The 26689-nt window shown below is 66.6% G+C and carries 26 protein-coding genes and 1 pseudogene; 6 read left to right on the top strand and 21 right to left on the bottom strand.

Features of this window, described 5'->3' with window-relative positions; translation table 11 throughout:
* Positions 1 to 115 precede the first annotated feature (115 nt).
* A complete protein-coding gene (locus tag KW832_RS06765) occupies positions 116 to 1012 on the top strand; it encodes a LysR family transcriptional regulator (RefSeq protein WP_218299314.1) in 897 nt (298 codons plus the stop codon).
* 33 nt (positions 1013 to 1045) lie between these two features.
* Here KW832_RS06765 and KW832_RS06760 read toward each other — a convergent pair whose 3' ends face one another.
* From KW832_RS06760 to KW832_RS06720, 9 genes are all read right to left on the bottom strand, one after another.
* Complete coding sequence (locus tag KW832_RS06760) at positions 1046 to 2137, bottom strand: branched-chain amino acid ABC transporter permease (RefSeq protein ID WP_255577552.1); 1092 nt, start codon at positions 2135 to 2137, stop codon at positions 1046 to 1048.
* The gene (locus KW832_RS06755) at positions 2134 to 3033 is read right to left on the bottom strand and encodes a branched-chain amino acid ABC transporter permease (protein WP_218299313.1); all 900 of its coding nucleotides are present in this window, start codon (positions 3031 to 3033) and stop codon (positions 2134 to 2136) included. Before KW832_RS06755 ends, KW832_RS06760 begins: the two co-directional genes overlap by 4 nt.
* A complete protein-coding gene (locus KW832_RS06750) occupies positions 3030 to 3833 on the bottom strand; it encodes an ABC transporter ATP-binding protein (protein ID WP_370628642.1) in 804 nt (267 codons plus the stop codon). The genes KW832_RS06755 and KW832_RS06750 overlap by 4 nt, the downstream gene beginning before the upstream one ends.
* Positions 3834 to 3867: 34 nt before the next feature.
* Positions 3868 to 4644: an ABC transporter ATP-binding protein gene (locus tag KW832_RS06745; RefSeq protein ID WP_255577551.1), complete on the bottom strand. Its 777-nt coding sequence runs from the start codon at positions 4642 to 4644 to the stop codon at positions 3868 to 3870.
* Between the two features lie 4 nt (positions 4645 to 4648).
* Positions 4649 to 5992 carry an ABC transporter substrate-binding protein gene (locus KW832_RS06740; protein WP_218299312.1) on the bottom strand — a complete coding sequence of 448 codons (1344 nt, stop codon included), beginning with the start codon at positions 5990 to 5992 and terminating at the stop codon, positions 4649 to 4651.
* A gap of 31 nt (positions 5993 to 6023) precedes the next feature.
* A complete protein-coding gene (locus KW832_RS06735) occupies positions 6024 to 6944 on the bottom strand; it encodes a transporter (protein ID WP_218299311.1) in 921 nt (306 codons plus the stop codon).
* A gap of 155 nt (positions 6945 to 7099) precedes the next feature.
* A complete protein-coding gene (locus KW832_RS06730) occupies positions 7100 to 8023 on the bottom strand; it encodes an alpha/beta hydrolase (protein ID WP_218299310.1) in 924 nt (307 codons plus the stop codon).
* A 15-nt stretch (positions 8024 to 8038) separates the two neighbouring features.
* Positions 8039 to 8806 (bottom strand): coniferyl-alcohol dehydrogenase, encoded by a 768-nt coding sequence (locus KW832_RS06725; protein ID WP_218299309.1) that lies wholly within the window; start codon positions 8804 to 8806, stop codon positions 8039 to 8041.
* 76 nt (positions 8807 to 8882) lie between these two features.
* Entirely contained in the window at positions 8883 to 10358 is a 1476-nt protein-coding gene (locus tag KW832_RS06720; protein WP_218299308.1) for a benzaldehyde dehydrogenase, read from the bottom strand.
* Between the two features lie 280 nt (positions 10359 to 10638).
* On the opposite strand from KW832_RS06720, the gene KW832_RS06715 reads away from it, so the two are divergent.
* Positions 10639 to 12579 carry a sigma-54-dependent Fis family transcriptional regulator gene (locus KW832_RS06715; RefSeq protein WP_218299307.1) on the top strand — a complete coding sequence of 647 codons (1941 nt, stop codon included), beginning with the start codon at positions 10639 to 10641 and terminating at the stop codon, positions 12577 to 12579.
* A gap of 184 nt (positions 12580 to 12763) precedes the next feature.
* Complete coding sequence (locus KW832_RS06710; protein WP_218299306.1) at positions 12764 to 13054, top strand: hypothetical protein; 291 nt, start codon at positions 12764 to 12766, stop codon at positions 13052 to 13054.
* A gap of 192 nt (positions 13055 to 13246) precedes the next feature.
* Here the strand turns inward: KW832_RS06710 and KW832_RS06705 are convergent.
* Positions 13247 to 13539, bottom strand: a pseudogene (locus KW832_RS06705) (short-chain dehydrogenase); the annotation flags it as partial.
* Between the two features lie 60 nt (positions 13540 to 13599).
* Between KW832_RS06705 and KW832_RS06700 the strand changes: the two are divergent.
* Positions 13600 to 13875 (top strand): ParD-like family protein, encoded by a 276-nt coding sequence (locus KW832_RS06700; protein ID WP_094287431.1) that lies wholly within the window; start codon positions 13600 to 13602, stop codon positions 13873 to 13875.
* Positions 13875 to 14675: a type I methionyl aminopeptidase gene (gene map, locus KW832_RS06695; protein ID WP_218299305.1), complete on the top strand. Its 801-nt coding sequence runs from the start codon at positions 13875 to 13877 to the stop codon at positions 14673 to 14675. Before KW832_RS06700 ends, map begins: the two co-directional genes overlap by 1 nt.
* Positions 14676 to 14703: 28 nt before the next feature.
* Here map and KW832_RS06690 read toward each other — a convergent pair whose 3' ends face one another.
* From KW832_RS06690 to KW832_RS06660, 7 genes are all read right to left on the bottom strand, one after another.
* Positions 14704 to 15732 carry a phosphotransferase enzyme family protein gene (locus KW832_RS06690; protein ID WP_218299304.1) on the bottom strand — a complete coding sequence of 343 codons (1029 nt, stop codon included), beginning with the start codon at positions 15730 to 15732 and terminating at the stop codon, positions 14704 to 14706.
* Positions 15733 to 15930: 198 nt separating this feature from the next.
* Positions 15931 to 16668, bottom strand: coding sequence for an SDR family NAD(P)-dependent oxidoreductase (locus tag KW832_RS06685; RefSeq protein WP_218299303.1), 738 nt, complete (start codon positions 16666 to 16668; stop codon positions 15931 to 15933).
* A 47-nt stretch (positions 16669 to 16715) separates the two neighbouring features.
* Positions 16716 to 18278 (bottom strand): cryptochrome/photolyase family protein, encoded by a 1563-nt coding sequence (locus tag KW832_RS06680; protein ID WP_218299302.1) that lies wholly within the window; start codon positions 18276 to 18278, stop codon positions 16716 to 16718.
* Positions 18275 to 19591 carry a DASH family cryptochrome gene (locus tag KW832_RS06675; protein ID WP_218299301.1) on the bottom strand — a complete coding sequence of 439 codons (1317 nt, stop codon included), beginning with the start codon at positions 19589 to 19591 and terminating at the stop codon, positions 18275 to 18277. The genes KW832_RS06680 and KW832_RS06675 overlap by 4 nt, the downstream gene beginning before the upstream one ends.
* Positions 19588 to 19770 (bottom strand): DUF2256 domain-containing protein, encoded by a 183-nt coding sequence (locus KW832_RS06670; protein WP_218299300.1) that lies wholly within the window; start codon positions 19768 to 19770, stop codon positions 19588 to 19590. The genes KW832_RS06675 and KW832_RS06670 overlap by 4 nt, the downstream gene beginning before the upstream one ends.
* A gap of 18 nt (positions 19771 to 19788) precedes the next feature.
* On the bottom strand, positions 19789 to 20802 hold the full coding sequence (locus KW832_RS06665) for an NAD(P)/FAD-dependent oxidoreductase (RefSeq protein WP_218299299.1): 1014 nt from the start codon (positions 20800 to 20802) through the stop codon (positions 19789 to 19791).
* Positions 20799 to 21365: a lipocalin family protein gene (locus KW832_RS06660; protein WP_218299298.1), complete on the bottom strand. Its 567-nt coding sequence runs from the start codon at positions 21363 to 21365 to the stop codon at positions 20799 to 20801. The genes KW832_RS06665 and KW832_RS06660 overlap by 4 nt, the downstream gene beginning before the upstream one ends.
* A 111-nt stretch (positions 21366 to 21476) precedes the next feature.
* On the opposite strand from KW832_RS06660, the gene KW832_RS06655 reads away from it, so the two are divergent.
* A complete protein-coding gene (locus KW832_RS06655) occupies positions 21477 to 21719 on the top strand; it encodes a glutaredoxin domain-containing protein (protein WP_055400446.1) in 243 nt (80 codons plus the stop codon).
* 24 nt (positions 21720 to 21743) lie between these two features.
* Here KW832_RS06655 and KW832_RS06650 read toward each other — a convergent pair whose 3' ends face one another.
* The 4 genes from KW832_RS06650 to KW832_RS06635 all read right to left on the bottom strand — a co-directional run bounded on the left by KW832_RS06650 (position 21744) and on the right by KW832_RS06635 (position 26640).
* A complete protein-coding gene (locus KW832_RS06650; protein WP_094287412.1) occupies positions 21744 to 22211 on the bottom strand; it encodes a DM13 domain-containing protein in 468 nt (155 codons plus the stop codon).
* An 80-nt stretch (positions 22212 to 22291) separates the two neighbouring features.
* Complete coding sequence (locus KW832_RS06645) at positions 22292 to 23158, bottom strand: alpha/beta fold hydrolase (RefSeq protein ID WP_121419559.1); 867 nt, start codon at positions 23156 to 23158, stop codon at positions 22292 to 22294.
* A gap of 43 nt (positions 23159 to 23201) precedes the next feature.
* On the bottom strand, positions 23202 to 24359 hold the full coding sequence (locus tag KW832_RS06640; RefSeq protein ID WP_218299297.1) for an ABC transporter substrate-binding protein: 1158 nt from the start codon (positions 24357 to 24359) through the stop codon (positions 23202 to 23204).
* Between the two features lie 112 nt (positions 24360 to 24471).
* Positions 24472 to 26640 carry a D-(-)-3-hydroxybutyrate oligomer hydrolase gene (locus tag KW832_RS06635; protein ID WP_218299296.1) on the bottom strand — a complete coding sequence of 723 codons (2169 nt, stop codon included), beginning with the start codon at positions 26638 to 26640 and terminating at the stop codon, positions 24472 to 24474.
* Positions 26641 to 26689 lie beyond the last annotated feature (49 nt).

Here is a 26689-nt window from a genome sequence, read left to right as displayed (position 1 = left end):
GGGGGAAGTGCTGAGGCGGACGAATGCAGGAATGCAACGAACAACACCCGGATGCTATCCATGCATTGAAGCGCAGGAAACTGCGGTAAATTGCAGTGAACATATACATCTACGCATGGATAACCTCGACTGGAATCAGCTAAAAGCCTTTCTGCAAACGGCCCAGACCGGCTCACTGTCTGCCGCCGCGCGCAAGCTGGGCCTGACCCAGCCCACCCTGAGCCGGCAGGTGGCCGCCATTGAGCAGCAGATGGGGGTGACCCTGTTCGAGCGCGTGGGCAAGGCCATGGTGCTCACGCCCACGGGGCTGGACCTGTTGGAACACGCCCGCGCCATGGGCGCTGCCGCCGAGGCGCTGGGCTTGGCGGCTAGCGGGCGGTCGCAAGCGGTAGGGGGCGTGGTGTCGGTGTCGGCCACCGACGCCGTGGCCGCCTACCTGCTGCCGCCCATCGTGCAGCGCCTGCGCGCGCAGGAGCCAGGCATTGCCGTCGAGGTGATCTCGTCCAACGCGCTGAGCGACCTGCTGCGCCGCGAGGCCGACATTGCCATCCGCCACGTCCAGCCCGAGCAGCCCGACCTGATCGCTCGCCTGATCCGTGAGGCACAGGCCTACTTCTACGCCTCAGAGGACTGGGTCCGGGCCCACGGCCATCCACGCAACGCACAGGAGGCCGCACGCTTGCCCTTTGTGGGCTCAGACCGCAATGGCCAATACCTGGCGTACCTGCGCCAGCACGGTCTGAACCTGAGCGAAGACAACTTCAGCTGCTATTCCGACCACACCGTGGCCCACTGGGCGCTAGTGTGCCAGGGCATGGGCATCGGCGCCATGATGACCGAGATCGCGCGCAAGACGCCAGGCATGGTCCGGGTGCTGGACGACCTGCCACCAGTGCGCTTTCCCATCTGGCTGGTGTCCCACCGCGAGCTGCGCACCTCGCGGCGGATTCGGGTGGTGTTTGAGGCGCTGGCGGCGGGGCTGTCCAACGGGGAGTCGCAGGACGAGCGCTGAGCGCGGCACGGACCAAAGCTCAGCGGTCCGTGACTATGTGTGCCCCTCACTCGTACCCGCTCCTGCGGCGGCCCGACCCGCATCGACCTTGTGCGGCGCCCGCGAGCGCACCCGGTACCCCGCCGACAGCAGGTGCACATCCCAGCGCTGCTGCACCGCACCCCAGATGCCCTTGGGCAAAAACAGCGCGAACAGCATGGCAATGGCGCCCAGGCCGATGAGGTACAGCACGCCCTGCCCGCCCCACAGCGTCTCTACCGCAAAGAAAAGCAGCGCGCCGAGGATGGGGCCCTCCATGGTGCCGATGCCACCCACCAGCACCATGAAGATCATGTAGGCCGTCCACTGCACGCTGAAATAGGTCTTGGGCTGAAAGCTGATGGACGTGGCCAGCCACAGCCCACCAGCGATGGCGCAGCCAAACGCTGACAGCACAAACACCAGCCGTTTGATAGCGACCACCCGCACCCCGAGCGATATGGCGGCTGTTTCGTTGTCGCGGATGGCCTGCGCGGCCGTGCCCACCTTGCTGCGCAAGAGCCAGAACACCACCCAGCAAAGCCCGGCCATGGCAGCCAGGGCCGCCCAGTAGGTGTAGGCGCGGCGGTCGTCGGCGGCGTACTGCTGCAGCGCAATCATCGAGGTGCCGGTTTCGCCCTGCACCAGGCTGTCCAGGTTGACACACAGGTGCGCCAGCGCGGCCACCACCCACATGCCGATGGCAAATTCGCCGCCCTGCAGCCGCAGCATGAACACGGCCAGCGGCACCGCGACCAGTGCCACCAGCATGGCGCCCACCAGCAGCGCGGGGTATGGCCCCAGGCCCGCATCGGCCAGCCGCACCATGGCGTAGGCCCCCAGCCCGAAGAAAGCCTGGTGGCCGATCGACACCAGCCCGGCGTAGCCCGCCAGCGCGTTCCACATCACGGCCAGGATGACGTAGATGAACAACGTGGTGAGCCGGTCTACCGTGCCCGCCTGCAGCCACAGCGGCCCCAGGCAGAGCACGGCCAGCAGCAGGACGGTGGCGCTGGCGAAGGCAATGGACGCGCGCGTCCAGCGCTCGATGACCCACGTGGATGAGCCCGTGGGTGCGGAAGGTACAGAAATCATGGGAGCAGTCATGGCGCGGCCCTGCGGCGGGTGGAGAAGAACCTGCGCAGCGCGCCGCTCGCGTAGAGCCGGGCCAGCAGGATGACCAAAAAGGTGGCGTGCCCGGCGATCAAAAAGCCCTGGGGATGCACCTGCGCCCCCAGGTTCTGCGCCACGCCCAGCACCACGCCGCCGAGCAAGGTGCCCCAGAGCGACCCGGCGCCGCCGATGATCACGGCCTCAAACGCAAAGATCAGCTGCTGCGGGCCCGAGAACGGATCGAACGTGGCACGCAGCGCCAGCGATGCCCCGGCCAGCGTGACGGTGACCATGGTGATGGCCGAGGCCGCCGCAAACACCGTACCGGTGCGCACACCCACCAGGCGCGCGGTGTCGGCGTCTTCCGACGCCGCGCGGATCTGCCGCCCCAGCGGGGTGTGCGCCAGCATCGCGTGCAGGCCGCCCAGCAGCAGCACCGCCAGCACCAGCACCAGGGTGGGCAGTTTCCCCACGTACAGGCCGCCGGGCAGCTCCCAGCTGTCGTACGCCAGCGTGCCGATGGACGTGGCCAGCGAACGCGTGTCGGCGCCAAAGTGCTGAAACAGCACGTTGTCGATCACGCTGGCCAGGCCAAACGTGGCCAGCAGCGGCACCAGGGCGCCCAGGCGCGCGCTGCGCTCCAGAACCAGCTTGTGCAGCAGCCAGCCCAGCAGCGCCATGGCAGGCACCACCGCCAGCAGGGCCAGCAGCGGGTGCCAGCCCATCGGTTCGGCCAGCACCCACAGCAGGTAGGCGGCCACCACGGTCAGGCTGCCGTGGGCCAGGTTGATGATGCGCATCACCCCGAACATGAACGACAGCCCGCAGGCCAGCAACGCGTAGTAGCCGCCCAGCAAGAGGCCCTGGACGATCTGATTGAGAAGGTTCATGCAGCCTCCTTGTGGGCGGGGTGGACGTGGCTCGCGTGGTTGGCAGCTTCGCCATCGGCACTGCCCGTGGTGTGACTGATGGGCGCAGCTTCGGGCCGCTGCGCGCCAAAGTAAAACGCTGTGATCTGCGCACGGGTGAGCTGGCTGGCGGGCGCGTCGGCCACCACGCTGCCTTCGAGCATGCAGACAATGCGGCTGGCCACGGCCTGCACGCGCTGCAGGTCCTGCTCTACCAATACCAGCGTGGTGTCCTGCCCCACCACGCCCTGCAGCGCGTCGTACACGCCCTGCACGGCCAGGGGCGACAGGCCCAGCGAGACTTCGTCGAGCAGCAGCACGCGCGGGTTAGTCATGAGCGCACGGCCAATGGCCACGGCCTGCTGCTGCCCGCCCGACAGCTCGCCGGCTTTTGCATTCAGCTTGGGGGCCAGCTGCGGAAAGGCATCGAGCACGGTGTCAAAACTCCACTGCCCGCGCCGCCCTGCCGCACGCGCCACCAGCAGGTTCTCGCGCACCGTCATGCCTGCAAACAGGCGGCGCCCCTCGGGCACCAGGGCCAAGCCTTCGGCCACACGCTCGTTGGCAGGCATGCGGGTGATGTCCACACCGTCCCACCGCACTGTGCCGCTGCTGGCGCGGTGCGCACCGGCCAGCGTGCGCAAGAGCGTGGTTTTGCCCGCACCGTTGGCCCCTACCAGGGCCAAGATGTCGCCCTGGCGCACCTGCAGCGAAACGTTGCGCACAGCAGGCAGCTGCCCATGGTGGGCGCTCAGGGATTCGATGGTCAACAACGTGTTCACTGGGTTTCCTTCACTTTGGGCGGCCGGGCGGCGCTCATGCGGCCACCCCGCCCAGATAGGCCTCGACCACGGTGGCATCGTTCAGCACGGCTTGCGGATCACCATTGGCAATGATTCGCCCGCCGTCCATGCAGACCAGGCGCGTGGCCACCTGCAGCAACACATGCACCATGTGCTCGATCCAGACGATGGCGATGCGGCGGCGGCGGATCGTGCGCACCAGGTCCACCAGCTCGCTGGCCTCGGCATCGGTCAGGCCGCCGCCGATTTCGTCGAGCAGCAGCACGGTGGGCTGCGTGGCCAGCGCGCGCACCAGCTCCAGCCGCTTGCGGCCCAGCAGGCCCAGCGTCTCTGCGCGGCGGTTGGCCAGTGCCTGCATGCCACACAGGTGCAGGCATTCCATGGCGCGGTCACCCGCATCGCGTGCGTGCAGGCCGGCGCCGTGCGTGGCGGCGGTGAGCACGTTTTCAAACACCGTCATGCCCAGGAACGGCCGGGGCACCTGGTGGGTACGCGCAATGCCCGCGCGGCAGCGGTCTGCGGCACTGCGGGCGCTCACATCCACACCCTGGAACCACACGGTGCCGTGGCTGGGCGCGTATGCCCCGGCCAGCACGTTCAGCAGCGTGGTCTTGCCCGCACCGTTGGGGCCGACGATGCCCACGGCCTCGTCGGTGCCTACCGAAAAATCGAGCTGGTCCAGCACCGTCAATGCACCAAAGCGCATTTCGATGCCCTGCGCCTGCAGCAGCAACGGCTGCTGCTGTGGCCCGCCCGCTGGCGGGCTCCAAAGGGGTTGTGGATGGCGCATGAGATCAGCTATAGGACTTGAGCACCGCCGCCACAGGGATGTTGCGGTCGGTGGCGTTCTCGGTGATGAGGAGGTCGAGCTTGAACTTGCTGCCTGCTGCGGGCTGGACCCACTGGGCGCCCACCACGGGCGTCACCGACACGTTGGGCACAGGCCCCTTGGCAAAGTCCACCGGGCCTTGCATGGTGGTGGCCTTGAGCGTGCTGATGGCCTTGGCCAGCGCCGCCTTGTCGCGCGGGTTGGTGCTGGCCTTGAGCGCCTCGGTGCCCGCATCGAACAACGACATGGTGGAGCCCAGCATCTGCGTCCACTGCTTGCCGGTGCTGGCCTCGTAGGCATCGGCCAGCTGCACACCGGTCAGGCCGGTGAGCGCCGATGCGTAGGGAAAGCTTTTGTGCCAGAAGCACCCTGCGCCCAGGTTCAGCGCCAGCGGGCCCAGGGCCTCCACCTGCGAGGGCACTAGGCCCGTCTTGGCGATCTGCGCAATCTTCACCATGCGCGTGTAGCCCTGCTGGGCTGCCTGGCGCCAGAAGGTGGCGAAGTCCGGCGGGATGGGGAAGGTGTTGAAGATCTCGCAGCGCTCGGCCTTGAACTTGGCGATCTGCGCGGAATAGTCGGTGGTGCCGTTTTCGTACGGGCCCGCATCCACGATGGTGAAACCCGCCTTGGCCAGCTCGGGCGCCAGGGTGCCGCGGATGGCGTTGCCATCAGCATCGTTGGGGTACAGCACGCCAATCTTCTTGTTGGTGGGCAACGCCGCGAACTGCGACGTGTACGACGTGGTGAAGCTGCCGCCGCCAAACGAGAAGTGGTACGTCCATTTGAAGGGCGAAGGCGCACCGGGCTTGGCACCCCGGCCAAAGTACCAGGCCTCCCACGGCATCACCGTAGACAGGCAGGGCACGCCCGCCGCCTCGCACGCATCCGACACCGGGTTCACCGTTTCGGGTGTGGTGGTGGTCAGCATGAGGTCGATCTTGTCGCTGTTGATCAACGCCTTGGCCAGCTGGCTCGCGCGGGCCGGGTCGGACTGCGTGTCGCGGTCCAGAATCTCCACCGCGTACTTCACGCCGCCAATGGTCAGACCCGCAGCCAGCGTCTTGCGCACCTGGGCCAGGATGAAGGTGTCGGTTTCGCCCAGCGCGCCCAGCGGGCCGGTGCGTGGGCTGATGAAGCCGACCTTGAGCACGGGCGCGGCGCCTGCGGCCTGGGCCCATAGCGGGCGGGCAGCCAGTGCGAGGCTGCCAGCGCCTGCAGCAGCGATCAGCCCACGGCGCGAGATGGTGGGGGATGCGGCCTGCGCAGCGTCTGCGGCGGGCACCGTGGATTCAGGGGTGTTGGTTGTCATGGTGAAGTTCTCCAGCGATCGGTTGCGGGGTTCAGAAAGGGATGGTGGTCTTGAGCCAGAACTGCGAGCCCTGGGCGCGGTTGCGCACGCCGAACTCCTTTTCCACCTTGGCGGTGATGAGCCAGCCCTTGCCGTTGGCGTAGCGCACCGACGGGCCAATGGACTGGCTGCGGCCACGCGATCCCGCCAGCGCCATCCCGCCCACCTTGTCGTCGCTCCACTGCCGGTACACATAGCCGCCCACGCCCACCACCCAGCCATTTCCCAGGCCCCAGCCTGCGGCGTAGTCCACGATGAATTCGCGGCCAGAGCGGTAGTTGGTGTCGCTGTTGGTGCGGTTGAAGTTGAGGGTGGCCTTCACGTCGCCGTTGAAGCCGCTGGGGTCCATCCAGGTCAGCACGCCCAGGGGTTGCAGCGACAGGTAGTTGCGGCCAATGTTGGCCTGGCGTGTGCGGTCATACGCACCTGTGGGCAGCACGGCATCGAGCCCCACCACGCTGTGCAGCTGCGGGGAGTGGTGCCAGGCCACCGAGCCCCCCACCGTCACATCGCCCAGTCCGGTGCGCGAATCGCTCACGCCCCCGGCGCGCACCGACAGGTCCACAAGCGGGAAGATGGCGTGGGCCGCCACATGGCCACCCAGCGCCTGCTGGGGCGTGATCCAGATCACGCGTGTGGCAGCGGCGGCGGCACGCACCTTGAAGCCGGGGATGGGCACGGCGTTGCCCTGGCCATCGTTCACGCGGCTGGTGGTGTAGTAGTTGAGGTACTCCAGCACATACAGCCCGGGCGGCGGCGCAGCGCCTGCCACGAAGTTCTCAGTGCCCAGCGGGTAGGTGGAGCCCCCGCCCTCGGTGGCGAAGGCCGCTGCACCCAGCGTGCTGGCCAGGGCCAGCGCGGCGAGGCGGCTTGTTTTGGGGAGCGATGCTTTCAGTCTCTGCAGTGTTTTCATGTCGTTTGTCTCCTCGTTGTTATGTCGATCGGTTTTCTGTGGCTCCGCGCAGGCCATGGCTGGGTGGCGCGCAGGCTCGCGCCCCGGCCTGTGCCGGTGGGGCGCGGCCGATGCGTCGGCCCTTGGGGTGGTTGGGGCTGGAGGACGCCGCTGCGCTATGCAGCAGCCGCCACCGCCGTGCGCTGGTGCGCGGCAATGAACCGGCCCGCCTGCTCCAGCGAGGCCAGCGCTTCATCCAACGCGGGCGCAAAAAGCTGCCAGCAATGCACCATGCCGTCCCACACGGTGCAGTCCGCTTGCACGCCCGCCGCCTTCAAGCGGGCGGCCATGGTCACGGCGTCGTCGCGCAGGCGTTCCCAGCCGCCCACTTGCAGTTGCACAGGGGGCAACCCTTGCAGATCGGCGCTGTAGAACGGCGTGACTGTGGGTGAACGCACATCGCCACCGGGCACGTACATGGCGTTGAAAAAGCCCATGAGCTCGCGCGTGATGAACGGGTCGTCCACCGTGTGGTGGGACACACCTTCGGACGCCAGGTCCAACGCGGGTGACAAGGCGACGATGGCCGCGGGCAGGGGCAGGCCCTGGTTGCGTGCACGCACGGCCGTGGACAAGGCCAGGTTACCGCCCGCCGAGTCACCCATCAGCGCGATGGCTGACGCGGCATAGCCGTTGGCCAGCGCCCACTGGTAGGCCGCCAGAGCATCGTCGTGCGCGGCGGGCGCGGGGTGTTCCGGCGCCAGGCGGTAGTCCACGTTGAGCACCTGTGCACCGCTGAACTGCGCGAGGTACGAGCACAGCGCCCGGTGTGATGTGAGCGAGCCGAACACAAAGCCACCCGCGTGGTAGTAGATGACCAGCCTGCGCGGGTCCGCCTGCGGCGTGCTCAGCAGCTCCGCCGCCATGGTGCCGCCCGCCCCGTTGGGGATGCGCAGCGTCTGGATGGGAAGCCCCTGGGCCAAGGGCATTCGCGAGTTGCTGGCGTCAAACCACGCACGCAGCTGCGCGGGGGTGGCTTGTGGTGGCGGCGGGTTTTGCGCGGCCATCTGCAAGATGGCCTCAAGCTGTTGTGCGGACATGTGTGGCCCCTTCGCTCAGAGGTAGGTGGAGGCGAGCCCGCCATCCACCGGCAGGTTGATGCCGCTCACCCAGCGTGCCGCGTCGCTGCACAGGAAGGCGATCACCGGCGCCACTTCGTCACTGAAAGCCGGGCGCTTCATGCGGTGGGCGTCTTTCTCCACCCGCTCCTGGCCCAGCATCTGTACAAAGTCGCCCAGGATGGGCGTGAACACGGGGCCTGGGGCCACGCAGTTCATGCGCACGCCGCGCTCCAGGAAGATCTTTTGCGACTGGGTGTAGGTCCACACGATCAGCGCTTCCTTGAAGTACTGGTAGCAGGTGTCTTGCGCCAAGGGGTGAGCGGCCAGCCACTTCGCGCCCTCATCAAAGCTGGTGGTGGCGCCCAGTGCGCGGTGCAGCTCCAGGCGCTGGGGCCACTCGGCCCCCAGGATGGAAGAGATATTGACGATGGAGCCGCCCTCGCCCATGCGTTCCAGCACGCGGTGTGTGAAGTGCCGCAGGCCCAGGTAGTTGACGCGGCCGACCAGCTCGGCGGGCGATGTGCCCGGCACGCCCGCAATGTTGGCCAGCGCATCCACCTTGGCAGGCAGTTGCGCCACGGCATCGTTGATGGCGGCCGGGTCGCCCAAATCCACCTGCACAAAGCCGTCGAGCGTGAGCGTGGGCGCATTGCGGTCCACACCGATCACGCGGGCGCCCTGCTGGCGGGCAAGCTTGGCAAAGTCTGCGCCGATGCCGGAGCAGCAGCCGGTGACGACGATGGTTTTGTTGTGAAGGGTCATGAAATTTGTCTCCTGATTTTTTGTATTGGGGGTACAAGCCCCCGGCGCGGCCAGGCCGCACCGGGGGCGTGCGACTTCAGAACGGGAATGCGGGGGGGGCGTCTTTGACCGTGATCCACTGCCACTGCGTGTATTCATCAATGTCCGCCGGACCACCCACGCTGCCCCCGTTGCCACCCACACCGGGGCCGCCAAAGGGGTTGGTGCATTCATCGTTCACCGTCTGGTCGTTGATGTGGACCATGCCCGCGCGCAGGCGCTGGCCGATGGCCATGGCGCGGCCCACGCTAGGGCTGATAACAGCCGCAGCCAGTCCGCCCTGGCTGGTGTTGGCCAGTTGCACGGCCTCTTCATCGGTGCGGAAGGTGACGAGGTTGGCCACGGGGCCAAAAGGCTCTTCGTCAAACGAACGGATGCCGGGCTTGACGCCCGAGAGCACCGTGGGCTTGTAGCCAAGGCCTTCGTAGGTGCCGCCTGCTTCGAGCTTGGCGCCCTGGGCCACGCTGTCCTTGATGAGCTTGTCGAAGCGTTGCAGCTGTTTGGCGTCGATCATCGGCCCCAGGGCCACTTGGCCGCTGGCGCCATCGCCCACGGGCAGGTGCGTGGCCTTGCCCACCATGCGTTGCAGGATGCCTTCGGCAATCGACTCGTGCACCAGGATGCGGTTCGATGCCATGCAGATCTGCCCCTGGTGGAACCACGCGCCAAACGCTGCGGCGCTGGCGGCGGCCTCCAGGTCGGCGTCTTCCAGAATGATGAGGTTGTTGGCGCCGCCCAGCTCCAGCGACACCTTCTTGAGATGCTGCCCGGCCAACGCGCCAATGCGGCGGCCCACCGTGGGCGAGCCGGTGAAGGCGATCATGGGCACGCGCTCGTCCACCACCAGCGCCTCGCCCGCCTCGGCATCGCCGGGCACCACCTGCAGCAGGCCCTTGGGCAGGCCCGCTTCTTCAAACACGCGGGCCATGATGAAGCCACCGCTTACTGGCGTGCGCGTGTCGGGCTTGAGCACCACCGCATTGCCCAGCGCCAGCGCCGGGGCCACCGAGCGCAGGCCCAGGATGAGCGGGAAGTTGAATGGCGAGATCACCCCCACCACCCCGTGCGGCACGCGCCGCGCAATCGACAGGCGCCCCGGCGTGCTGGGCAGCACCTGGCCCTGGGCCTGCATGGGCAAGGCTGCGGCCAGGTGGCACAGCGTGATGGCCTCGCGCACCTCGTGCTGGCCCTTGGGCACGATGCCGCCGGTTTCGCGGGCGACTGTCATGGCCAGCTCGTCAAAGTGCTGCTCAAAAATGCTGGCCGCGCGGTGGAAAACCGCCGCACGCTCGCGCGGCCCCGTGGCCGCCCATGCGGCCTGCGCCTGCTGCGCACGGCCAATGGCGGCCTGCATGTCTGCCGCACTGGCAATGCCCACGCGGCTGAACACCTGGCCCGTGGCGGGCTCGAGCGCATCACGCGCCGTGCTCAGCACGGTAGACCACGCACCATCAAAGGCCTTGCCCGCCCACAGGCGGTTGTCCAGCAGACCTGGTTTTTCTGAAACACCCATTGCATTGCTCCTTGGTTGAAATCAAAACCCACCGCATGGCTGCGGCGGTGTGACCTCAAATTGCAACGGGCGTACCAGCCCTGCCTGCCACCAAGCCCCAAAACGCCTGAAACACGGGCTTTTTGAGAGGGAGCGCTACGGACTTTCCCTAGGCCAAAACACGGCTGGCACGGGCGACTTTTCGCAGCCAAATAGTTACCATTCATAAACAAATGGCACTGCAAAGATTGATCAAATGATCACTTTTTGATCACTTTCTGATCCACAACCGGAGAACCCCATGCCGAAGCGCCGCGTCTCTCTGGCCGACCTGCACCGCACCGCCGTGGGCCAAGGCCAGGCATTGCTGGGCACCGTGCCTGCCGAAGCCCCCCGCGCCCTGGGTGGGTTCGACACCCATGGCATCAGCCAGCACACCCACCCCACGGTGGCCGACATAAGCGAATGCCTGTTCTTCTCCCCCGGCGACGGGCGTATCTGGCTGCAAGACCAGCGCATGATCCTGCTGCACTCCGAGGCCCTGGGCTCGCTGCGGCGCGAGCTGATCGACAGCATTGGTCTGGACAAGGCACGCGGCCTGCTCACCCGCGCGGGCTACGTGAGCGGCGCGCGCGACGCCCGCCTGGTGCGCCAGCAGTGGCCCGATGCCGAGCCCACCGCCGCCGCCATGGCCGGCACGCGCCTGCACGCGCTGGAGGGCGTGGTGCAGGTGGAGGTGGTGCACGCCCGCTACAACGCCGAGCTGGGCGAATACGACGGCGAGTTCATCTGGCACAACTCCAGCGAAGACGACGAACACATCGCCGCCTACGGCGTGGGCGGCTCGCCCGCGTGCTGGATGCAGGTGGGCTATGCCACGGGCTACGTCAGCACCTTGTTTGGCCGCATGATCGTATTCCGCGAGGTGGACTGCCGATCCTCCGGCGCGGCGCACTGCCGCGTGGTGGGCAAATCGGCCGAACTGTGGGATGACCCCGAGCAAGACCTGTTCTACCTGAACGCCCAGGACTTTGTGGGCACCCCGCCCGCAACGCTGCCCAGCTCCACGCCCGCAGGGGCGCAGGGCAAGGCCCGCACCACCTACCTGGGCGTGCCACCGGGCAAGGCGACGGCATCCAGCGATGCAGGCACCGCCGCCGAGCCCACAGCCCACGCCACCATGGTCGGCGCGTCATCCGCCTTCAACGCCGCCTGCCACATGCTGCAGCGCGTGGCTCCCACTGCCGCCACCGTGCTGTTCACCGGCGAATCGGGCGTGGGCAAGGAGATGTTTGCCAGCATGCTCCACCGCATCAGCCCGCGCAGCAGCCAGCCCTTTGTGGCCATCAACTGCGCGGCCATCCCCGAGACGCTGGTCGAGAGCGAACTCTTCGGCGTGGAGCGCGGCGCCTACACCGGCGCAGGCACGTCGCGCCCCGGCCGTTTTGAGCGTGCACACGGCGGCACCCTCTTCCTCGACGAAATCGGCACGCTCAGCCTGGTGGCCCAGGGCAAGCTGCTGCGCGCCCTGCAAGAAGGCGAGGTAGAACGTGTGGGCGGCACCCGCACCGTGCGCGTGGACGTGCGCCTGGTGGCCGCCACCAACGTGGACCTGCGCCAGGCCGTGCGCGAAGGCACCTTCCGCGAAGACTTGTTCTACCGCCTCAACGTCTTCCCCATCCACCTGCCCCCGCTGCGCGACCGGCGCGACGACATCCCCTTACTTATGAGCCACTTCCTGGCCCACTACCAGCGCAAGCACCAGCGGCAGGTGCCCGGCTTTAGCCAGGCTGCCGTGAAGGCGATGTTTCACTACCCCTTCCCCGGCAACATCCGCGAGTTGCAGAACCTGATTGAACGGGCGGTGATCCTAGCGACGGATGGGGAGCCGATCGAACCGCACCACCTGTTTGCGGGGGGTGAGCAAAGTGGCGGCGGGGTGATGTCGCTGCACCTGCAGGGAAACAGCGGGGGAACGCTGCATGCGCAGGGGGTGGCGGGTGTGGGGGCTACTCCGATGCAAGTTCCGCAAGCCGCTGCGGCAGCAAGTGCACGGGCTGGTGCGGGGCAAACGCCAGCCGCTGCGCCGGTGGTGGCACCTCTGCATCAGGCGGAGGAGCAGATGCTGCGGCAGGCACTGCAAAGCGCGGGGGGGAATGTGGCGCTGGCGGGGCGGTTGTTGGGGATTAGCCGGGCGACGATGGCTTATCGGGTGAGGAAGTTTGGGATTTCGGCCAAGTAAACGATAAAACGATATGGCGGCGTACGCTCAGAAACCTCCTAAGAAGAACCTTTAAACAAGAACCTGCAAAAATCCAACGCCGCTTGTGAGTTTTGCTCCAACGGCGACTGGAGCATTCCCTGATCAAGTACAAGCCGCATCGCGACTGGGCCATTTCGACAATACGCCACACCTGTGTACCAAGATGAATCTTCAAGCTCAACTTGATCGCGTTGTAGATCAAGACTCATTCTTAGCCTTTGCTCATGCACTTGCGAAGGACCGCATTGCCTCGGTTGAAGCTCGCGTGAATGAGACCGCCGAGCCACATGGACGCGATGCCGGGGGATGGGAAAACACATCCATCGAGTCCTTTCTGGAGGGAGCAATTGCGTGGGCTGAGGACAGCAACTTTGGTGCCCATCAAGGACTGGCAACCAGCAGCCCGTGGAAGCAGTTCGCAGTTTTTCTCTACTGCGGAAAAATATATGAGTGAGTTGCGATTCAACCTACCTCTACGCAGGGCTCAATGACTGCAGTCGCAGGTCGAAACGCTGGGGTCTCTTTCGTTCTGCCTTCAGCACCCGTTCTCTTCAAAAACCCTTGAGGCCAAATTGGCCGATAGCGTCTGATAGACGGGCACATGCAGTATCAAAACGATAGCAATGCACTTTTCACGCCAGCGCGACTACCAAGGCAACTTGTCCCCGCTGCACGCATAAAACCGCCCGTTTCTTCCACTGGCAACCCATTCAGCACCCGCAGCATGTCGCCCGCCGCATCGGCCGCCGGGCGGCCAATTTCTGCACCGTTGAACGGGGCCGACAAGGCCGAGTTGACGGTGCCGGGGTGCAGCGCCACCAGCACGGCCTGCGGTTGGGTGCGCGCCACTTCGATAGACGCCGTTTTGACCAGCATGTTGAGCGCAGCCTTGCTGGCGCGGTAGCTATACCAGCCGCCCAGGCGGTTGTCTCCAATGCTGTGCCGAAAATATGCAAAACATATACAATTCAATTACGTTTCGCATAAAGGCAGCACCCCATGGGCATAGTCAAAATTTCCGACCAGATGCACGAAAACCTGCGTCTGGCTAGCACTGCGCTGAGCCGTTCCATCAACTCCCAGGCCGAGCACTGGATGCGCGTGGGCATGCTGGCCGAGATGTACCCCGACCTGGACCACCGCGAGATTTGCCAGATGCTGGTGCGGGCCGAGCTGGCGGGTGGGCTGGATGTGGCGCTGGCGGCGCGGGGTGAGCTGGACAGCAAGCCTGCTGCAGACGCTCCCACCGCACGCGCCAGAAAGCAGCCGCACTGATGGCGCGCGCTGACCGTGGGGTGCCGATCCGCTCGGCCGAAGAACTGGTGATGGCGCGGCGGGCCGCACAACTGGCGGCCGAGGTGCTAGCGATGATCGAGCCGCATGTGGTGCCTGGCGTAACCACCGACGCACTGGACCGCATGTGCCACGACCACATCGTGAACGTGCAGGGCGCGCGGCCTGCCAATGTGGGCTACCTGGGGTACCCCAAAACGGTGCTGACCTCGGTGAACCACGTGGTGTGCCACGGCATCCCCTCGCCCCAGCAGGTGCTGAAGAAGGGCGACATCGTGAACATTGATGTGGCGGTGGAAAAAGACGGCTGGTATGGCGACACGAGCCGCATGTTCTGCGTGGGCACGCCCAGCGTGCTGGCCCAGCGGCTGGTGCGCACCACGTACGAGGCGCTGTGCGCAGGCATCCGCACGGTGAAGCCGGGGGCCACGCTGGGCGATGTGGGCCACGCCATTGCCACCGTGGCGCAGCGCGAGAACTTCAGCGTGGTGCGCGAGTATTGCGGCCACGGCATTGGTACCGTGTACCACGATGAGCCGCAAGTGCTGCACTACGGGCGGCGCGGCCAGGGGCTGCGGCTGGAGGCGGGCATGGTCTTCACCATCGAGCCCATGCTGAACGCAGGCCAGCGAGAAACCAAGGAGCTGGCCGATGGCTGGACGGTGGTGACCAAGGACCGGTCGCTCTCGGCCCAGTGGGAGCACATGGTGGCGGTGACGGACAGCGGCTATGAGGTGCTGACGGCGTGGCCGGGGGGCACGGGCAGCTACCCTGCGATTTAGGGATGGCCTGCACGAGGAGATTGCCGCATCAGCCGGGTGGCAGCTCCAGACGGGCCCAAGCTGCCATCACATCGGGCTGCTTCTTGATCCAGTCGGCAGACATCATGTTGGCGCCCCAGTGGTGGATGCGCGCCACGCCCTCCCCCATGTTCCACAGGTGCCGCAACTGCACGAAGAGCGGCAAGGCGGCGAGGTCGGCATCGGTGATATGGCCGCCGCCTGCGCGGTAGCCGGCCAGGTACTGCTGCCAGCGCTTGAGCAAGGCTTCGTCGGGCTCCATGGGGGCCTTGCGGGGCAGGTTCGACCACAAGAAAACACAGAGGTCATAGGTCAGGAATCCTGGCCCCGCGTCGTCAAAGTCAAAGAACGCGGCGCGCTGCACACCATCGGCATCGGTGGTCACATGGTTGTTGAAGCCATGCGTGTCGCCGTGGCACATCACGCGGGTCAAGGTGCCCTCAACACTCGCCAACTCGCTCAGAAGGCGCTCAATCAGTTGCCGGTAGGCATCCAGCACGGCAGGGTCCAGCTCGGGATGGGCGGCAAGGTAGTCCAGCGTGCGGCCTGCAAGGTGGTGGCCGTCCAGCACATAGCGGCTTGCGGGGCCTGTGAAGCTTTGCGCGGCGCTGTGAATCTGGGCCAGCGTGGCGCCGGTCAGATGCAGTTCCTCGGGCGTATCGGGCACGGCGCCATCACAGTGGCGAAACAGCACCAGCGCACGCGGGCCCTCAGGGAACGGCAGGGTAATGCTGGCAGCACCATTCGCAGCCAAGACCGGCGTGGCCACGCCCACACCTTGCGCGTGCAGGTGGGCCAGCAGCGCAACCTCAAAATCCACATTGAACGCGCCACGCGGCCGGATGGCACAAAGCCGCGCCACGTAGCGGCTGCCATCCGTGCCCCACACGGCGTAGTTGTCGTTGAGGTTGCGGCGGATCAGGTAGCACTGCTGCACTGGTAGGCCGTAGTGCCGCGCCACCCAATCACTCACGGAAGAGGCAGCGGCTGTAGTGTGGGAGACGACCAGGTTGAGGTCATGAGAAGGGGAGGAAAGCATGCGGCATTCTCCATGGATGCAGCATGAAACACCCGTGCGGCGTGGTTCGATGGGGTTGCGCCAAAAATTTTTTGCTGAACCACCGAGGCTAGTGCAAGCGGGAAAACAGTCACATCACAAAAATATGACTAGAAAGGGCTGCCACCGCCCGCTGGCATTGCACCATCGGTATCAAAATCATAGCAAACCGCCCTGCCATCACCATGGCAGCTTGTCCCCGCTGTACGCATAAAAGCTACCCGTTTCCTCCACCGGCAACTCATCCAGCACGCGCAGCATGTCGCCCGCCGCATCTGCTGCCGGGCGGCCGATTTCTGCGCCGTTGAACGGGGCCGACAGCGCCGAGTTGACGGTGCCCGGTTGCAACGCCACCAGCACGGCCTGCGGGTGGGTGCGGGCCACTTCGATGGACGCCGTTTTGACCAGCATGTTGAGCGCGGCCTTGCTGGCGCGGTAGCTGTACCAGCCGCCCAGGCGGTTGTCGCCAATGCTGCCCACCTTGGCCGAGAGCACGGCCAGCAGGCCGCGCCCCTGTTTGGGCAGCAGTGGCGCAAAGTGGGCCAGCACGAGCGCGGGGCCGAAGGTGTTGGTGCGGAAGGTGGCTTCCATCTGCGCGTAGTTCAACTGGCCCAGGCGCTTTTCGGGCATGCCGTGGGGGCCGTGCAGCAGACCTGCGGCGTGAATGATGCAGTGCCAGGGACCCTCGGCCTTGAGCTGGTGGGCGGCGGCGGCAATGGTGGCCTCGTCATCCAGGTCCACTGCCGGGGTGGTGTGGCGGCCCAGGCCTACGGCCAGGGCGCAGCGAGGGTCGGCCTGGAGGTGGGCGAGGAAGGCGCTGCCGATGGCGCCGGTGGAGCCGATGACGAGGGCGCGGTAGCCCTCGGGCAGGGACTGCAAAGAAGTGAACGGCGTTGCGGCGGGCTGTGCGTTAGACATGGCGCGGTCGTGCGGTGAAGGTGTCGTGCGGTGGTTCGGCAAGCGGGCTATAGCGCATTCAGCCGCGTGCGCAGGCTGGCCGCATGCTCGCGCAGCGCATCGAGCTGCGGGCCCTGCATCTTTTGCAACTGGCGGTACACCATGCCGAGGCGGAAGTTGTTACCCAGCGTGCCTTCGTTGCGCGCAAAAAAGTCCCAGTACAGCGCGTTGTACGGGCAGGCGCGCTTACCCACCTTGAGCTTCTTGTCGTAGTGGCAACCGCCGCAGTAGTCGCTCATGCGGTCGATGTAGGCGGCGCTGCTCACATACGGTTTGGTGGCCAGCAGGCCGCCGTCGGCAAACTGGCTCATGCCCACGGTGTTGGGCACTTCCACCCATTCAAAGGCGTCGATGTACACGCCCAGGTACCAGCGGTGCACGGCGGCCGGGTCAAGCCCCGCCAGCAGTGCAAAGTTGCCGATGACCATGAGGCGCTGGATGTGGTGGGCATAAGCATGCTCCAGCGACTGGCCCACGGCGTGCTGCATGCAGCGCATGCGGGTCTGGCCCGTCCAGAACCACTCGGGCAGTGGTGTGCTGTGGCCCAGGGCGTTGCGCTCGTCGTAGCCGGGCATGTGGGCCCAGTAGATGCCGCGCACATATTCGCGCCAGCCAAGAATCTGGCGGATGAAGCCCTCCACCGCAGGCAGAGGTGCAGCGCCTGCGTGGTAGGCGGCTTGGGCGCGTTGCACCACCTCGTGCGGGCGCAGCATTTTGGTGTTGAGCGCGAAGGACAGCAGGGAGTGGAAAAGCCTGCTGCTCTTCGTGCTCATGGCGTCTTCATACGCGCCAAAGTGCGGCAGTGTGGTGGTGATGAAGTGATCCAGCCACGCCAGCGCCTCGGCGCGGTTCAGCGGCCAGCGCAGTGCATGGGCCTGCGGGTTGCCAAAGCTCTGCACGCCTGCGGCCTGGATGGTGGCCCACAGGGCGCTGTGGTCGTGCGTGGGGCGGGCGTCGGGCGGCAGTGCTGGTGTGCCGGGCCAGGGCTTGCGGTTGTCGTGGTCGTAGTTCCATTGGCCACCTTCGGGCTCGCCCGCTGCGTCGATCAGCAGGCTGTGGCGCTGGCGCATGCGGCGGTAGAAGTGCTCCATGAGCCACTGCTTGCGGCCTTTGAACACCTCGGCCATTTCGGTGCGGGTGGTGTAGAAGTGCTCGCTGCTGACGGCCTGCACGGCAAAGCTTTGCTGTGCCCCCCAGGTGCGCAGTTGCTCGTCGAGCCGCCATTCGTCGGGGTGCTGGTATTGCAGCGTGTGCGCACCGTAGTGCGCCATGAGGGCGGCCAGGTTGTCGGGCATCGACTGACGGTTGCTCGCATCGTCAATCGCCACGTAGCGCACGCGGTGCCCCGCCTCGCGCAGATGCCGGGCCAGATCGCGCATGGCGGCAAAGATGGCGAGGATTTTTTGCGCGTGGTGCAGCACATAGTCGGTCTCTTGCCGCACTTCCATCAGCACGTAGACCACGCCTTCGTCCGGCGTGGCAAACCATGAATGCTCGGGGTTGAGCTGGTCCCCCAGAAGCAGGCGAAGCGTGTGGGCACGCTGTGGGGTAGAGGGTTGTGGCGTGCTCATGCCGTGCCCCACATGCGGCGGTAGCTGCCGTCGGCATCGTGGTCTTGCGCCTGCTTGATGGGGTTGAAGCGGCGGCCCCCGCGCGGGTCGGTGCCGCGCCCGGCGATGTAGAGCCAGTTGGACTGGTTGCTGTACACGTCGTAGTCCACCAGTTGCGATTCGAACCAAGCGGCGCCAGCGCGCAAGTCGCTGTGCAGGTCGTACAGAAGATAGCTGGCCACCACCTGGCGCAGGCGGTTGCTGAGATACCCGGTGGCGGCCAGCTCGCGCATGGCGGCATCGACCAGTGGCTCGCCGGTCTCGCCCCGGCACCAGTGGTCAAAGCCGCGCGGGTTGTGCGGGGCGGGCGGTAGTTCTGACAGGCCTCGCACCCGGTACAGCGCTGCGCCGTATTGCAGGTGCAGCAGCCGAAAGTAGTCGCGCCACAGCAGCTCAAACCACAGCCAGTAGGTGCCATCGTTCGCGCCGTGGTCGCGCTCAAAGGTTTTTAGATCGGCATAGATCTGGCGCGGCGAGATTGCCCCCGTGGCCAGCCAGGGCGAGAACTTGCTGGAGTAGTCCAGCCCCGTGAGCCCGTTGCGCGTGGCCTTGTAGCTGTGGGGCAGCTTGCGGGCAAGGTACTGCGCCAGGTGGGCCAGCGCGGCGGCCTCGCAGCCATCGCAAGCAGGCGTGCCGTAGGGGAAGGACGAGCGGGCATCGGTGCCCTGGGGCGGTGTGGGTTGCTGGATGCTGGCAGCGCCCTGCTCTGCGCCCACGGCTTGCAGCACGGGCCCAGGCACTTGGGGCGGCGGCAGCAGTGTGGTGGGTGCGGGCAGTGGTGCAGCGGGGGTGATGCCTGCGCGCTCGACCTTCTGGCGGAAGCTGGTGAACACACCGGGCAGGTCAGAGGCAGGCCAGGGCATGTCGGCCGGGTGCAGCAGGCTGCTGTGCCATACGCTACGCACCTGCAGGCCTGCCGCGCGCAGGGCGGCGACTTCCGCCTGTTCGTAAGGGGCGGGAATGTCTTCGCACACCACGGTGGTGGCCCCCAAGGCCTGGGCCAGTTGTGGCAAGGCGGTGGCGGGTGGGGCCTGGCAGACCAACAGCGGGTTGCCCAGTGCGCTCGTCTGTTGATGCAGCCCGCGCAGCGCTGCGGCGGTGAAGGCGCGGCGGTGGGAGCCTACGCGGGCAAAGCCCCAGGGGGTGGTCTCATCAGAGGCAGGCAGGCAAGCCACGGGCAGCAGATGGGTAGCCCCGCTGGTGAGCGCTGCGTGCAGCGCGGGCTGGTCGTGCAGCCGCAGGTCGTTGCGAAACCAGAACAGCACGGTGCTCATGCGGTGTCCTCCCCTGCCACGCCTTGCGAAGTGCCGCTGCGCTTGCGTTCACTGCGGCAGCGGTCAGAGCAGTACTTCACCTCATCCCACACCTTCTCCCACTTCTTGCGCCAAGTGAAGGGCAGGCCGCAGTGTTGGCAGGTCTTCTGCGGAAGGTCTGATTTTTTGCGCATGCGCATGGCGGACCTGTGGGTTGGTTACGCAGGCTTCAACACCTGCTGCGCCAGCGCACGCCCGCTGAGCCACGCGCCTTCGACCTTGCCGCCGTGCAACCAGTCGCCACACAGGCCCAGGCGCATTTGCGCATCCCACCAGCTGCCCTGCATGAGCGCGGGTTCGGTGTCGGCATAGCGCCAGCGGTGGGCGGTGGCGGCCAAAGGTGCGGGGCCACCCAGGGCGGCAAAGGCAGTGAGCAATGCGGTGGTGACCGCCTCGGCGCTGTCTTCGATATGGGCTTCGCTCCATTCAGGGCTGGCGTGCAGCAGCCAGGTTTCTTGCCCCGTGCGGCCGGGTTTGCTGCTGTCGCGCGCCACCCAGCGCAAGGGGCCGGTGTTGATGAACGCACCTTCCCACGGCAGGGCCACGGGGCTGGCGTAGCGCAGCATCACCGCCCAGCTGCCACGCATGCGTGCGCTGGCGGCCAAGGCGGCGCCTGCGGGGGACACTGGGGCCAGCAAGGGCGCGGCCTGCGGGGCGGGCACGGCCAGCAGCACTGCGCTGTAACGCGGGCTGTGCGGGCCATGTTCTGCCGAGGTGATGGTCCACCCGCCCTCGCTATGGTCCAGCCGCTGCACGGTGGTTTGCCACTGCGCCAGCGCAGGCTCGCCCAGGTGCTGCACCAGCCAGGCTGCGGGCGTCGTCATGCGCGGTGTGCCCACAAACCGCTCCAGCGGGGTGGCCGGGGTGGACCAAGCGTTGCCGTCAAAGCTGGCCAGCCGGGCATTCCACAACGCAGCCACACCGGCCTGCTGCCAGCGGGCCACCTCGGCGCGGAAGGCAGGGTCGCGGGCGGTGAAATATTGGGCGCCGTGGTCGCACTGCCAGGGGCCGTTGTCATCTTCGGCGCGGCGGGTACTCATACGGCCAGACGGGCCCCGGGCTTTGTCGAACACATGCACCGTGTGCCCCGCCTGCTGCAGCGCCTGCGCGCACGACAAGCCCGCCAGGCCTGCGCCAATGACGGCGATGGTTTGTGGCGTAGCAAGGCTCATGGTTGTGGGTCGGTTCGTTCGTGGGTCACCCAGATCAGCGCCTGGGTGTCGATACCCAGCGCCTGTGCACGGGCGATGAGTTGTTCGCGTACGTCAGGGGGCAGCTGCTTGGTGCGCGACAGGATCCAGCAGTAGCTGCGGTCCGGCCCCACCACCAGGGCCCACTGGTAGTTGGCATCCAGCGCGGCCACGTGGTAGCCGCCGTAGAACGGGCCAAAGAACGACACCTTGAGCGAGGCGGCGTTGGCATCGCCCGTGAACAGGGCCTTGCCCTCGGCCTGGCGCCAGTCGTTCTTGCTGGTGTCAAAACCCCTGTTGAGCACGCGCACGCTGCCGTCCGCCTGGCGCTGGTAGGTGGCGCTCACATCCGTCATGCCGCGCTCGAATGAGTGGTCGAGCCGCGCGACTTCGTACCAGCGGCCCTCGTAGCGGGCTAGGTCAAACGGGGTGACGGGCGTGATGCCCTCGGGCGGGCGGGTGGACGAGCAGCCACTCAAGGCGAGCAAAAACACGGCCAGCCCCAACCAGGCGCAGCGGCGGAAGCAGGATAAGAAGAAGTGCATAGATTACCAATTGGTCACAAAACAAACCAATTGGTATTCTGCCACCACCAGCGCTGTTGCGGCGAAAGCCCGGCGCGAGCGCCTGCCATGGGCCACCCGTAAACTCTGCCCATGACTTTTCAAATCACCGTTTACTCCAAATCCGCCTGCCCCCAATGCGATTCGGCCAAGAAGCTGCTGCAGTCGCGTTCGCTGCCTTTTGAAGAAATCAAGATCGACGACGAGGCCGAGCGCCTGGCGTTCTATGCGAAGTGCGGGCCTTCGGTGCGGCAGATGCCACAGATCTTTATCAACAACCAGCGCGTGGGCGGACTGGCGGGGCTGCAGGCTGCGCTGGCGCAGATCGGCCAGTGACACCTGCTTTCGTCCCTCCCCTGGTTATTGGTACTTCGCAGCGGTGATGAACTCGCTGAAGGTTTCGCACCACACGATCACGGTGTTGAACTTGGCCGGGTCCACGCCCTGCGGCAGCGGGACGATGAAGTTGTTGAACGTTTTCACATCGCCCACACGCAACATCTGGGGCTTGAGGCGCTTGAAGTCTGCCTCGGTCTCGACAAACTCGGGCGACAGGTAGAGCTTGTAGTCCGGCCCCGGGGCCAGCTTGCCCACCAGGCTGATGGCCTGCGGGCTGATGGACACGGCGCCTTCGCCCCAGTGCAGGGCGTCGCTGTCTTTCAGGTCACGGCGGAACGTGGCAGTCCATTGCGCAGCGGGCTGGCTTGACTGGATTTGCTGCAGCGTGGGGGCGTCGGGCGCGATCAGGATCGGCAGCACATACACACCCAGCGCAAACCCGATGACCAGGGTGAGCAGGTGCGAGGCGATGAGCAGCAGAGGTTTCATGGCAACGGGTTCAGTGGACTGAGCCCAATGTACTGCGCCGCGCCCTCCCGTTCAACGCTGCGCAGCTCCCCGCTGTCCGCTCAGGATGCGCGGGCCAGAAAGCCATCCACCAGTGCGTAGTGCTCCGGCACATTGAGCGCGGGCGCGTGGCCGCAGCCGGGCACCTCCACCACCTGCGCCAGGCCACGTGCGCCGGGGCCCCGGGTCAGCATCTCGGCGGTGGTGTCGCGCAGCACCAGGTCAGACTCCTCGCCACGCAGGCACAGCACGGGGATGTCGAGTGCGTCGTAATGGTCCCAGATCAGGTAGTCGTTGGTGTGGTGGGTGAACTGCTGCACCATGGCCGGGTCGTAGTGCGGCGTCACGCGGCCGTCGGGCAAGCGGCGGGTGCTGCTCTCGGTCAGCAGGCGCCACTGCGCATCGCTGAGCCAGCCGTAGGGCGTGTACACCTGCCGAAAAAACGCCTCCAGCTCCCGCACCGTGTCGAACGCGGGCGGGTGGCCTGCGTAGGCCTTGATGCGCTCCAGCGCGGCGTCGGCCAGGCGCGGGGCGTTGTCGTTGAGCAGCAGGCTCTGGATGCGGCCCTTGAGCTGCGGCTCGAACAAACCCGAGGCGCACACGGTGCCGATGGCCCCGCCCATCGACGTGCCCACCCAGTGCGCTTTCTCCACGCCCAATTGGTCGAACAGATCGGCCGCAATGCGCGCGTAGAACGACAGGCGGTACTCGTCCTGCGGTGCACGCGCCCACTGGCTCAGGCCCCGACCCAGGGTGTCGGGGCAGATCACGCGGTAGCGGGACGCGAGGTGGGCGGCCAGGGGGTCCATGTCGCGCCCGGTGCGCGCCAGGCCGTGCCAGGCAATCACCACCGGCGCGTCGGGCGCACCCCACTCCGTGGTGTGGATTTCATAGCCAGCGCAGGTGAGGTAGCGCGAGGTGGGGGACATGATGGCGACCTTGTGGAACAGAGAATAAAAAAGGATCGGCGGCTCACTTCATGAGGCGACCATTGCTGCCAATGACAGTGACCTCGACATACCGTGAGCCGATGCGGTTGGTGGGGGAGTAGCCCAGCGTGATGCCGCCGAGGTCAAAGCTTTGCAGCGACTCCAGGGCCTTGACGACCTTGGCGCGCGTGGGCGCGGGCCCGGCACGGCGCAGGGCCTCGACCAGCACCTTGGCGCCCAGAAACTGCTCGAAGCTGGTGTAGTTGACCTCGGCCTCGGGGGCGTATTTCTTGAGCAGCGACTGGTATTCACGCACCACTGGCAACTGGGGCCGGTAGGGGTACGGCACCACCTGGCTGATACCCAGGCCGTGCGCGTTTTTCAGGCCCGCCAGCTTGACCAGCTCGGTCGGGTCCACCACCGAGATGTTGTACAGCTGAGCGCCGCCGCCCTGCTCGCGGTAGCGCTGGATAAAGGCCGCCGCAGGCTTGTTCACCGCAATCATGATGACCGCATGCACATCGGCGGCCTTGATGGCTTTGACGGCTTCATCGACCTTGTCGGTATTGCGTTCGTAGCCTGCTGCTACCACCAGCTTGAGGTTGCGCTTGGCCAAGGCAGCCTCCACCCCCGCCAGGCCCGCCTTGCCAAAACCGTCGTCCTGGTACATCACGGCCACACGGTTCATGCCCAGGGTGGTGAGCTGCTGCACCATGTGCTCGGTCTCATCGACATAGCCTGCGCGCACATGAAAGATCCAAGGGTTGAACGGGTTGCGCAGCGATTCGCCCCCCGTGTAAGGCGCCACCAGCGCCGCACCGCCCTCTTGCAACACGCCGTCTGCCAGCAGCTGGGTGATGTTGGCCGTGCCCGCAAAGCCATACAGCGCCACCACCTCGGGCTTGGCCAGCATCTCACGGGTGAGCTTCACGGTGTCGGCCACCTTGTAAGCGTCGTCGGCCACCTCCTGGCGGATGGTCGCGCCGTGCACGCCGCCCTGGGCGTTCACCCAGTCAAAGTAGATCTTGCCGCCCAGCACCATCTGTGCGCCAGTGCTGGCCAGCACTCCGGTGAGCGGTGCCACCTGCCCCACCACAATCTCGGCGGCGTGCAGCAAGGGCGCCGTGGCCCCGCCCCACAGCACCGCCAGTGCTGCCGCCGCACGGCGGCTCCATGTCTTGACCTTGTCCATTCGGTTCATCCCCTGTTTGTGTTGCTTGCAGCCGCGCCCACGGGCGGCGCAAGGGCCGATGGCCCCCACGCGTGCCCGGTGGGCGGCGGTGACGGTGTGTCGTCTGGCAAAGCTCCTTGGGTCAGTCGGGGATGGCAATGGCGCCCGCCGTGATGGCGATGGCGTTGGCGGCAGCAGGCGTGGTAGCCAGCGGCGGCACGTTGGCGGCGGTGATGGCCGGGGCGCTGCCCGGTGTGCCGCCACGCGGCACGGTGCGCACCACCTGGCTGGCGGGCAGCGCCTTGCCGCTGGCGAGGTGGTCGTACACGGCGTCGAGCGCGTGGTTCAGGTACACATGCAGCGGCACGTAGCGGCTGTCATAGCCCGGCAGCACCGTGGGCAGGCCTATAAAGCTGTCGAAGTGCTGGGCGTTGGCCACTTCCACATAGCTGAGCTTGCTGGCGGCGCCTTCGACCTTCTTGTTCAGCGCGGCGTATGGGCGCGAGGTGTGGCTCACCGGCAGCAGCGCATCGGCGCGGCCGTGCACGATGACGGTGGGCTTGCCACGCAGGTTGCCGTTGCGGCGGGTTTCGTCCACACCGGCCTGCAGCTTCTTGGCGGCGGCGTCATTGCCGGTGACGAGGTTGCGCAGGCACAGCGCGCCGCTCAGGTTCCAGTCGGCTACACCGGCATCCGACACCGACAGGAAGTCTCGCGCGGGCCCGAACTTGCCAAGGTTGTTGACCAGGTTGATGCCGCCCGAGGGAGGCACGCCGTTGCCGGTGGCAAACATGCCTGGCAATGCAGCGGCGGCCAGCGGCATAACCCCGCCGGTGGCCGCCGTGGCGGCGTAGCTGAAGCCGCAGAGGTTGTCCTGCACACTGGCGCGCGAGAGGCCGCTGGCAAAGGTCACGGCCACGGCGGGGGACACTTCAAACGCCGCCATGGAGGCATGCAGGTCGTTGGACTCGGGCTCCCAACCGTAGGCGCGCAGCTTTTGCAATGCCTCTTCGGCCTGCGCGGGCATGGTGCTGGCAGTGAGCAGTCCTGCCGCCTTGAGCGACGCGCAGCGGTTGGGCGCTATGGGCAACGCAGCGCTGGCAAACCCGGCCGCAAACGCGGCGGCAAACGGACTGGTGCTGACCGAGGGCGCAAGCGACGCGCAGGCCTGGTAGAGGTTGGCGTAGGTGGTGAAGTCCACCAGCGTCTTGCCGGTGACAGCCACATCGGCGCTGCCACGGCGTACCGTGACGCCGGGGTTGGTGGGCATCTCGATGGCGGGCTCGGACACGGCCACGCCGCTGATCAGGCCCTGCGTGTCCAACTCGGCCGCCGCAATGGCCGCGCCACCGCCGTTGGAGATGCTCGATGCGATGACGATGGTGTTGGCCGGGGTCAGCGTCTTGAGGCGCTGGCCCGCTGCGTCGGTGGCGCCGTAGCGCTGGTTGAGCACGTAATAGCCAAACTCCACGGCCTGCAGCGTGCTCGTGCCCCAGTCCTTCTCAGAGTTCTGGCCCGAGTGGGCGTGCTTGAAGGCAAAGCGGTTGGGGGTGGCGGTGTTGAAGGCGGCCAGCTCGGTGGCCGTGAGACCTGCGTTGAAGGCTGCGGCCTTGCCCGCTGCGGCGGCCGTGGTGCGTGTGCCGTCGATCAGCGGCACGGTGTCGTTCATGAGGTCATGCGGCGCGCCGCCCGTGCCCTTGTCCGAGTAGGCCACGGCGCAGCCCTTCTTGAGGCCCCACTCTCCGGTGGAAATGCCGCCGTACACGCCGCGCGAGCCCGAGGTGGTGGCGGTGATCATGCAGGGCTTCTTGGGGTCGAAGCTGGCGGGCACCTGCACCATGAGGGTGACGTTCTTGCGGCCCGTGCCGTCGTCGGCAAACGCGATGTATTCGGTGCCGGGCACCTTGCCCTCACCAGTGGTGACCTTGCCCTGCGCATCCACATTGGGACCGTAGAGCGTGCCGTAACCACCGGCTGCCGTCATGTCGAGCATGGCGCGGTAGTTGGTGTGGATGGCCGTGCGGCGCAGCTCGGCCGCCGTGGGCTTGAGGGGATCAGCAAACGCAGGGGGCGCGGCAGCGGCCAGGCCCGTGGCTCCCAGGCCCGCCGTGAGCAGGTCATTGCTGGCGCCGTCGTACGTGGTCTCGCTGATGGTGCCGAGGTAGCCGGGCTTGGTGTTGGGGGCGGCACTATCGCCACTGCTGCCACCGCAGGCAGCCAGCACCGCAGCGGCCAGCGCTGCGGGCAGGAACGGATGGGAAAGGGGACGAGAAACGGGACGGAAACGGGGGGTCTTGATGTTCATCTTCATGTGCTTGTCTCCTGGAGTTTTTCTTTGCTTCTGGTTGCACAGCTCACCC

This window comes from Acidovorax sp. sif0632, from assembly GCF_019218805.1.
Taxonomy (GTDB): Bacteria; Pseudomonadota; Gammaproteobacteria; order Burkholderiales; family Burkholderiaceae_C; genus Acidovorax; species Acidovorax facilis.
This window is presented reverse-complemented; position numbering and strand designations above follow the sequence as displayed.